The following is a 9,025-nucleotide window of genomic DNA, read 5'->3' as shown; positions in this document are numbered from 1 at the left end:
GTCCCGGGACGGTACTGCCCGGGGCGCCGCCCTTCCCACGCTGCCCTTCCCTCCCTCCCGAACCCGTGCCCGGAACCGGAGTGACGAACAGCCATGACCGACGCGCCCACCCCCCTCGCCGCCGGGTCCCTGACGATCCGCCGCGAGCCGTACGCGACCCTCCCTGACGGGCGGGTCGTCGACCGCTGGACCTTCGGCTCCGAGGGCGCCATCACGGCGGAGGTGCTCAGCCTCGGTGCCCGGCTCCAAGCGCTGTACGCCCCGGACCGGGACGGGCGGCGCGCCAACGTCGTACTGGGCGGCGCGAGCGTGGCGGACATGCTCGGCGGGGCCAAGTACTTCGGGGCCACGATCGGCCGCTACGCGAACCGGATCGCGGGCGGCGAACTGCCCGTCGAGGGCGCCGTCCACCGGCTGGCGACCCAGGAGAGCGGCCACACCCTGCACGGCGGCCCCGAAGGCTTCGACGCACGCGTCTGGGACGCCGCCGAGGTGCGCGAGCCGAACCGCGTCGGCGTCCGCCTCACGCTGCGCAGCCCGGACCGCGACCAAGGTTTCCCCGGCGCGCTCACCGTCCAGGTGACCTACCTGCTGGACCGTGCGGGGTCGCTCACCATCGGCTACGCGGCCGTCACCGACGCGCCCACGGTGGTCAACCTGACCAACCACGCCTACTTCAACCTGGCCGGCGAGGGCAGCGGCACCATCCTCGACCACGTGCTGCGGGTCGACGCGGACCAGTACACGCCCGTGGACGGGCAGTTGATCCCGTACGGCCCGCACTTCCCGGTGGAGGGCACTCCGTTCGACCTCAGCGAGCCTGGTCCGGTCGGCGAGCGGATCACGGCCGACCACCCGCAGCTGAAGCTGGCCGGCGGCGGCTTCGACCACAACTGGGTGCTCCGTCCGTACGAGGGGAACGGCCCACGGCCGGTGGCGGTGCTCCGGCACCCGGCGAGCGGGCGGCGGCTGGAGTGCCTGACCACCGAGCCCGGCCTGCAGATCTACACCGGGCACCTCTTCGACGGCTCGCTGACAGGCCCCGGCGGTGGTGTCTACGGAGCCTTCGCCGGCATCGCACTCGAAACCCAGCGCTTCCCCGACTCCCCGCACCGCCCCCGCTACCCCTCCACCGTGCTGCGCCCGGGGGAGGAATACCGCTCGACCACGGTCTACGGGTTCTCGGTGGATCCCGGCTGACGGGCGGTGCACGGCCGCGCCCGACCATCGCGATCGCCCTGCTCGTGCTGCTCTGCACCACCCTGGTCGAAACCCGGCCGGCCACGGCCGCCGCGGGCCGCACGTACACCAACGCGGTGAAGTCGCGGAAGGGCGCCGATCCCTGGCTGGAGTACGACAACCGGAACTACTGCCTCGTCGCCACCTCGTGGTCCTCCGAGATCACCCTGCGCAAGTCGCCCACACCGGCCGGGCTGTCGACCCGGTCGCCCTCGGTACGTCACTCGCCGGGCCGTCGGGCGAGACCGCAGCCCTCGTACACCCTGGTGAACCGCACCAGCGGCAAGTCCCTTGACCTGGAAAATGGTTCGCCTGCGAACGGAGCGAACGTCCGGCGGAGGAACTGCAACGGCGCGGCCGCACAGAAGTGGCGGATCGAGGACCAGGGCGACGACACCAGCCGCCTCCTGAACGTGGCGAGCGGCAAGGCCCTGGACGTCGCGGACCGCTCGGCCGCCGACGGCGCGGACATCCGGCAGTGGTCCTGGCTGAACAACGCCTGCCGGCAGTGGCAGCTCAAGGCGAACTGACCGGCCATCCCCTCGACCCCGGCCGTCCACCACGGGAGAAGACGTGATCAGAGCGCACGTGCTCCCCGGAGTCCTCACAGCCGTCACCGCCCTGGCCGTCCCCCAGCTGCCGACGGCCCCAGCTCAGGCCGTGACACCCACCTCGCCCGCCGTCCCGTGCGCCAACCGCCTGGTGAACCAGCGCGCCGAGGCCCAGATCTACAAGCACACCGGCGGCTGGACCGAGAAGGGCCGGATCGCGATCACGATGGACAGCTTCGCACTGGACGCCACCACCTTCGTCGTGGGCGGGATCCGCTACCTCAGCTGGGCTCAGAAGGAAACTGGAGGCGGACGTCACCAACCTGGCGGACTCGTAGTTCCGCATCGTGACCGGGCTGTCCGGCAGCGGCACGGTCTCGCCGGAGTCCGTCAGCTTCCCCGGCTCCTACCTGCACAGCAGAGGAACGGCGAGGTCCGGGTCGAGACTTATACCAGCAGTGAGAGCCGGGTCCGGCCGCACCCCCGAAGGGTGCGGCCGGACCCGGACGGATCAGGTCAGGTCAGGAACCGGCCTTGCGCTTGTTGTAGACGTCGAATCCGACCGCGGCCAGCAGCACCAGGCCCTTGATGACCTGCTGGTAGTCGGTGCCGATGCCGACCAGCGACATGCCGTTGTTGAGCACGCCGAGCACCAGGCCGCCGATGATGGCGCCGAGCACGGTGCCGACGCCGCCGGAAGCCGAGGCGCCGCCGATGAACGCGGCGGCGATCGCCTCCAGTTCGAAGTTGATGCCCGCCTGCGGTGTGCCCGCGTTGAGACGCGCCGCGAAGACCATGCCGGCCAGCGCGGCCAGCACGCCCATGTTGACGAAGGCGAGGAAGACGACCCGCTTGCTCTTGACGCCGGACAGCTTCGCCGCGGCCTCATTGCCGCCGATCGCGTAGGTGTGGCGGCCCAGGATGGAGTTGCGCATCAGGTAGCCGAAGGCCACCAGCAGCACGCCGAGGATCAGCAGCACGATCGGGAAGCCGTGGTAGCTCGCCAGTAGGAGGGTGAACACCAGCACCGCGGCGGCGATGGCACTCAGCTTGGCCAGGAAGAACCCCAGCGGGAGCAGGTCGAGCCCGTAGCGGGCGGCCTGCCGTCGGCCCCGGAGCTCCTGGAGGACCGCCACCACGAGGACGACGAGCCCCAGCAGCAGGGTGAGGTTGTGGTAGTCGGTCTGCGGGCCGACCTCCGGCAGGAAGCCGCTGCTGATCTCCTGGAAGCCCTTGGGGAAGGGCGCCACCGACTGGCCCTGCAGCACGATCTGCGTCCCGCCGCGGAACAGCAGCATGCCGGCCAGCGTGACGATGAAGGACGGGACGCCGACGTACGCGATCCACAACCCCTGCCAGGCACCGGCGGCCGCGCCGATCAGCAGGGCCGCGGCCAGCGCGAGCGGCCACGGCACGTCGTGCTTGACCATCATCACGGCCGCGGCGGCGCCGACGAAGGCGGCCAGCGAACCGACCGAGAGGTCGATGTGCCCGGCGATGATCACGATCATCATGCCGATGGCCAGGATCAGGATGTAGCTGTTCTGCTGGATCAGGTTGGTGACGTTGAGCGGCTGGAGCAGGATGCCGTCGGTCCAGATCTGGAACACCGCGACGATCAGCGCCAGCGCGCCCAGCATGCCGTACTGGCGTATGTTGCCGCGCAGCGCCCGCACCAGCAGGGGGCCGACGCCGCCACCGCTTCCCGGCTTGGCGGGCACGGCCGTTGGGAGGTCCGTGGCGGTGGTGGTGTCCGTGGTCTCTGTCTGGGCCATGCCTTACACCTGCTCGTTCTCGGTCGCAGCGCTCACGGTCATGAGGCGCATGAGTGATTCCTGGGTCGCGTCCGCGCGGTCCACCTCGCCGGTGAGCCGGCCCTCGGTCATCGTGTAGATGCGGTCGCACATGCCGAGCAGCTCGGGAAGTTCGGAGGAGATGATCAGCACCGCCTTGCCCTGGGCCGCGAGTTCGGCGATCACCGTGTAGATCTCGGCCTTGGCGCCGATGTCGATGCCGCGGGTGGGTTCGTCGAGGATCAGGACCTCGGGCTCGGAGAAGATCCACTTGCTGAGGACGACCTTCTGCTGGTTGCCGCCGCTGAGCTTCCCGGTCTCCGCGAACACCGAGGGCGCCTTGATGTTCATGGTCTTGCGGAAGGACTCCGCGACCCGGGTCTCCTCGTGCTCGTTCACCCAGCCGCGCCGGGCGACCTTGCCGAGCGCGCTCAGCGAGATGTTGCGGCTGATGTCGTCCATCAGGTTCAGCCCGAGGTGCTTGCGGTCCTCGGTGACGTAGGCGAGGCCGTGGCCGATCGCCTCCGGGACGGTGCGGGTGCGGATCTCCTTGCCGTCCAGCAGTACCCGGCCGCCCGTGTAGCGCCCGTACGAGCGGCCGAAGACGCTCATCGCGAGCTCGGTGCGGCCCGCGCCCATCAGGCCGGCGATCCCGACGATCTCGCCGCGCCGTACGTCGAACGACACGCCGTCGACGACCTTGCGCTGGTGGTCGATCGGGTGGTGCACGGTCCAGTCCTCGACGGCGAAGGCGACCTCGCCCACCGCGGGGGTGCGCTCGGGGTAGCGGTGCTCCAGATCGCGGCCGACCATGCCCCGGATGATGCGGTCCTCGGAGACGCCCTCGGCGCCGACCGCGATGGTCTCGATCGTCCGGCCGTCGCGCAGGATCGTGACGGAGTCGGCGACCTGGGCGATCTCGCCCAGCTTGTGCGAGATGAGGATGCAGGAGATCCCCTGGGCCTTGAGCTCCAGGATGAGGTCGAGCAGCTTGCGGCTGTCCTCGCCGTTGAGGGCGGCCGTGGGCTCGTCCAGGATCAGCAGCTTGACCTCCTTTGCGAGCGCCTTGGCGATCTCGATCAGCTGCTGCTTGCCCACGCCGATGTCGGCGATCCGGGTGTGCGGGCTCTCGTCCAGCCCGACCCGCCGCAGCAGCGACGTGGCGTGGGTGAGCGTCTTGTTCCAGCTGATGATGCCCCGGGTGGCGTGCTCGTTGCCGAGGAAGATGTTCTCCGCGATGGAGAGGTACGGCACCAGGGCGAGCTCCTGGTGGATGATCACGATGCCGCGCTGTTCGCTGGCCCGGATGTCCTTGAAGGCGCAGGGCTCGCCCTGGAAGAGGATCTCGCCTTCGTAGGAGCCGTGCGGGTGAACTCCGCTGAGCACCTTCATCAGGGTGGACTTCCCGGCGCCGTTCTCACCGCAGACGGCGTGGACTTCGCCGGGGGCGACGCTCAGGGTGACGTCGGAGAGGGCTTTGACGCCGGGGAAGGACTTGCTGATCGAACGCATCTCGAGGACGGGTCCGGCCATGGTGGTGCATCCGTTCGGCAGGGGGCGGTACGGGCGGGGGCTTGTCAGGTCGACTGTCCCCGCCCGTACGCGTCCGGTTCTGGTGCGGCCCCGTGTGCGGGCCCGGGGGCTACTTGAGCTGGTCGGCGGTGTACTGCCCGCCGTCGACCAGCACCTTCTGGTAGTTCTCCTTGTCGACGCTGACCGGCTGCAGCAGGTACGCCGGGACGACCTTGGCCCCGTTCTGGTATTGCTTGGTGTCGTTGACCTCGGGCTTGCCGCCGGTGAGCAGGGCGTCGCCCATCTGCACCGCGACTTTGGCCAGTTCGCGGGTGTCCTTGTAGACGGTCTGGGTCTGCTCGCCCGCGATGATCGACTTCACCGAGGCCAGCTCGGCGTCCTGGCCGGTGACGATGGGCAGCGCCTTGCCCGAGCTGCCGTAGCCGACGCCCTTGAGGGAGGACAGGATGCCGATGGAGATGCCGTCGTACGGGGAGAGCACCGCGTCGACCCGGGCCGAGGTGTACGACTTGCTCAGCAGGTTGTCCATCCGGGACTGGGCGACGCCGCCGTCCCAGCGCAGTGTGGCGACCTGGCTGAAGCCGGTCTGTCCGCTCTGGATGACCAGCTTCTTCTGGTCGACGTAGGGCTGGAGCACGCTCATCGCGCCCTGGAAGAAGAAGGTGGCGTTGTTGTCGTCCGGCGAGCCGGCGAACAACTCGACGTTGAACGGGCCCTTGCCGCTAGCGAGACCCAGTTTGTCGACGATGTAAGTGCCTTGCAGGACACCGACCTTGAAGTTGTCGAAGGTCGCGTAGTAGTCGACGTCCCCGGTGCCGCGGATCAAGCGGTCGTAGGAGATCACGGGGATCTTCGCTTCAGCGGCCTTGTGGAGGACGTTTGTGAGCGAGGAGCCGTCGATCGCGGCCACCACCAGCAGCTTGGCGCCCTTCGTGATCATGTTCTCGATCTGCGAGACCTGGTTCTCGACGACGTTGTCGCCGTACTGGAGGTCGGTCTTGTAGCCCTTGGCCTGGAACTGCTTGACCATGTTGTCGCCGTCGTTGATCCAGCGCTCCGACGACTTGGTGGGCATCGCGATGCCGACGATACCGCCCTTGGCATCACCACCGCCCGCGCCGCCGCCCGCGCCGTTGGCGCTCTGGCCGCAGGCCGTCAGGGCCAACGTGAGGCCCGCAGCAGCGAGGCCCATCAAAACTTTCCGCACTATTCCTCCAGGGGTATGCCGCGATCGGCGCGACCTCGGCGGGAGCCTCGGATCGGGTCGAGCGGGGGTCGAGCGCCGGCCCGGAGTGGGAGGGGGCCGGGTTCGCCCGGGGTCGGTACGGCCGACCGGGCGGCTGGGTGGGTGAACCCCGCCGGAGGCCCGGATGGGTGCCGCTCTGGGCTGGTGTTACTTGAGTGTTAACGCTCACAGAAATGGCGTCAAGGGCTCGGAGATCACCGTTGGGTATAGCACGGGCGAAGGTGGGGAGGCGCTCGGCGAGGGCTTGACGAACAGAATTGTGAGCGTTAACAATTGGGCGCAGGGGGGCGTCGGGGTGCGGGTGGTGTCAGGTACCGGGGCGGAGCTGCGGTCCGCTCGCCCTGCCGTTGACGGCGAGCTCGGTACCGGTGGTGACACCGGAGAGAGGGCCGGCGAGGGAGGTGATGGCGGCGGCCACTTCGTCGGCGCCGACCACTGGGCCGGGGTTGACGCAGGTGACCCGGATGCTGTCCTCGACCAGGTCGGTGGCCATGGCACGGGTCATCGCCAGCACGGCACCCTTGGACGTCGCGTACAGGGCGCGGTCCGGCCGGCCCGTGGTCGCCGCGATCGAGCAGGTGTTGACGATCGCCGGGGCGCCCGAGCGGCGCAGGTACGCCAGTGCCGCCCGGGTCGTCCTGACCACCCCCAGGACGTTGACCTCCAGGACCCGGCGCCACTCGTGGTCCGGGTTGTCCTCGACGCCGCCCTGCGCGCCGATCCCGGCGCTGTTGACCAGGATGTCGATTCCGCCCAAGAGCTCGGCGGCCCAGGCCACGCCCGCGCAGACGGAGTGCTCGTCCGCGACGTCGACGCAGGTCTGGACGAGCGGTGAGGGGACGTCCTGCGGGTTCAGGTCCAGACAGGCGACGCGGGCGCCGCGCGCCAACAGCAGCCGGGCGGTGGCGAGAGCGATACCGGTGGCCCCTCCGGTGACGACGGCGGGCGAGCCGGCGAAATCGGGCTCACTCATGACCAGTTCTCCTCGCCGCTGACGGAGCGTACGAACTGACGGGCAGTCGGGAAGCGGGTGTCGGTGGCCTCGATGGCGGTGACCGATTCGGACACGGAATCCCTCTCGCATCGCCCTGCATACATGGGATGGATCTATATGAGGTTCGACCTCCGGAGTCTAGGTGGCGATGGGGAAGTTTTTCAAAAGTACTGCTCAGTGAGGGGATTTTGTGGGGTGGTCCGGGTGTGGGCCCTTAATGGAGTCCATCCCATCTCTTCGCAGACATCGGATCACCTGTTAGGTTGGAGCTGTGTCACTGACCGACAGGGCCATCTTCCGTATCCGTCAGCTGATCCAGGACGGCGAGTTGCTACCCGGGTCGAAGCTGCCGCCCGAGCAGCAGCTCGCGGCCTCACTGGGGCTGTCCCGTGAACCTGATGCGCGAGGCCGTCAAGGCGCTGGTCGTCGCACGAGTGCTGGAGATCCGGCGCGGTGACGGCACCTACGTGACCAGCCTGGAGCCCGCGCTCCTGCTGGAGGGCCTCGGCGGTGCGGTGGAACTGCTGCAGGGGGCCACCGTCCTGGAGCTGACGGAGGCGCGCCGGCTTTTCGAACCGGCCGCCACCGGCCTGGCCGCGACCCGGATCACCGAGGAGGAGCTCGCCGAGGTGGAGCGGCACCTGTCGGCGATGCGGGAGGCGCACGAGGACGTGGAGCTGCTGAACCATCACGACGCCGCCTTCCATCGGGCAGTGATCCGCGCCACTCGCAACGAGACCCTGGCCACGCTGCTGGAACACATCTCCGGACACACCCTGCGCGCCCGGATCTGGCGGGGCATGGTCGACGCCGACGCGGCCGGGCGGACCATCACCGAGCACGAGGCGATTCACCAGGCCCTGGTCGCCGGGGATGCGGTTCTCGCCCAGGCCGCCGCCCTGATGCACGTCAACACCACCGAGCGCTGGTTGCGCGAGCACCTGCGCGAGGGGGGAACACCACAGCCCCGCCGGTTCGTCCGAGCCCGCGGGGTCGTTCCGTCGACCGAGGAGTGATCGCGCGTGAGAGTGGACGCGCACCACCATGTCTGGGACCTGACCAGACGCCCGCAGCCCTGGCTGCAAGCACCGGAGACGGCCGTCATCCGGCGGAGCTTCGGCCTGGCCGACCTGGCGCCCGTTGCCCGGGCGGCAGACGTCGAGCGCACCGTGCTGGTACAGGTGCTGCCGGACCCGGCGGAGACCAGGGAGTTCCTCGCGCTGGCCGTCGCCGAAGACTTGGTCGCGGGTGTCGTCGGCTGGGTGGACCTCACCGCGCCGGGGGTCGCCGATACCCTCGCCGAGCTTCGGCAGGGGACGGGTGGCGAGTTGCTCGTCGGCGTGCGGCACCTGGTCCAGGGTGAGGCCGACCCGGCCTGGCTGGCCCGCCCCGACGTCCGGCGCGGGCTGGGCGCGGTCGGCGCTGCCGGCCTCTGCTACGACCTGCTCACCCTGCCGCACCAACTCCCGGCCGCTATCGGGACTGTGCGGGCACTGCCAGAGGTGTCGTTTGTGCTGGACCACCTCTCCAAGCCCCCGATCGCTAGTGCTGTGACCGCGTTGGTTCGCCGTGTTCGGGCCCCCGCTGGGGCTGGGAGCGGTTGGATGAGGGCTGACATCCCATCGAGCGTGTGGAGGCGTGGTGGCGGAACCGGTCAAGGTGCGGCGTC

At 69.5% G+C, this 9,025-nt stretch carries 6 protein-coding genes and 2 pseudogenes; 4 read left to right on the top strand and 4 right to left on the bottom strand.

Translation table 11 applies throughout. From position 1 onward, the window contains the following. Positions 1 to 93 precede the first annotated feature (93 nt). Positions 94 to 1,200, top strand: coding sequence for an aldose epimerase family protein (locus QMF80_RS37335; protein ID WP_283461800.1), 1,107 nt, complete (start codon positions 94 to 96; stop codon positions 1,198 to 1,200). A 241-nt stretch (positions 1,201 to 1,441) separates the two neighbouring features. Continuing rightward, a pseudogene (locus QMF80_RS38510) lies at positions 1,442 to 1,769 on the top strand (RICIN domain-containing protein); the annotation flags it as partial. Positions 1,770 to 2,311: 542 nt separating this feature from the next. On the opposite strand, the gene mmsB reads toward QMF80_RS38510, so the two are convergent. The 4 genes from mmsB to QMF80_RS37310 all read right to left on the bottom strand — a co-directional run bounded on the left by mmsB (position 2,312) and on the right by QMF80_RS37310 (position 7,335). Further along, positions 2,312 to 3,565 carry a multiple monosaccharide ABC transporter permease gene (gene mmsB / locus QMF80_RS37325; protein WP_283461798.1) on the bottom strand — a complete coding sequence of 418 codons (1,254 nt, stop codon included), beginning with the start codon at positions 3,563 to 3,565 and terminating at the stop codon, positions 2,312 to 2,314. Positions 3,566 to 3,568: 3 nt separating this feature from the next. Beyond that, complete coding sequence (gene mmsA / locus QMF80_RS37320; protein WP_283461796.1) at positions 3,569 to 5,116, bottom strand: multiple monosaccharide ABC transporter ATP-binding protein; 1,548 nt, start codon at positions 5,114 to 5,116, stop codon at positions 3,569 to 3,571. Between the two features lie 109 nt (positions 5,117 to 5,225). Continuing rightward, on the bottom strand, positions 5,226 to 6,308 hold the full coding sequence (gene chvE, locus QMF80_RS37315; RefSeq protein WP_283461794.1) for a multiple monosaccharide ABC transporter substrate-binding protein: 1,083 nt from the start codon (positions 6,306 to 6,308) through the stop codon (positions 5,226 to 5,228). Between the two features lie 361 nt (positions 6,309 to 6,669). Further along, positions 6,670 to 7,335: an SDR family NAD(P)-dependent oxidoreductase gene (locus tag QMF80_RS37310; protein ID WP_283461792.1), complete on the bottom strand. Its 666-nt coding sequence runs from the start codon at positions 7,333 to 7,335 to the stop codon at positions 6,670 to 6,672. 292 nt (positions 7,336 to 7,627) lie between these two features. Between QMF80_RS37310 and QMF80_RS37305 the strand changes: the two are divergent. Both QMF80_RS37305 and QMF80_RS37300 read left to right on the top strand, forming a co-directional pair. Continuing rightward, positions 7,628 to 8,372 (top strand): annotated as a pseudogene (locus tag QMF80_RS37305) (FadR/GntR family transcriptional regulator). A gap of 6 nt (positions 8,373 to 8,378) precedes the next feature. Then, positions 8,379 to 9,025: amidohydrolase family protein (locus tag QMF80_RS37300; RefSeq protein WP_283461790.1), on the top strand; the 647-nt coding region annotated here is incomplete at its 3' end.

Source organism: Streptomyces sp. G-G2 (genome assembly GCF_030063135.1).
Taxonomy (GTDB): Bacteria; Actinomycetota; Actinomycetes; order Streptomycetales; family Streptomycetaceae; genus Streptomyces.
The sequence above is the reverse complement of the archived record's forward strand: the minus strand, read 5'-3'. Positions and strand labels throughout refer to the sequence as shown.

Bases quoted from the DNA above. Each gene is read 5' to 3' on its own strand.
- QMF80_RS37335 (WP_283461800.1), top strand. From the start codon at position 94: ATGACCGACGCGCCCACCCCCCTCGCCGCCGGGTCCCTGACGATCCGC.
- mmsB (WP_283461798.1), bottom strand. From the start codon at position 3,565: ATGGCCCAGACAGAGACCACGGACACCACCACCGCCACGGACCTCCCA.
- QMF80_RS37310 (WP_283461792.1), bottom strand. From the start codon at position 7,335: ATGAGTGAGCCCGATTTCGCCGGCTCGCCCGCCGTCGTCACCGGAGGG.
- chvE (WP_283461794.1), bottom strand. From the start codon at position 6,308: ATGGGCCTCGCTGCTGCGGGCCTCACGTTGGCCCTGACGGCCTGCGGC.
- mmsA (WP_283461796.1), bottom strand. From the start codon at position 5,116: ATGGCCGGACCCGTCCTCGAGATGCGTTCGATCAGCAAGTCCTTCCCC.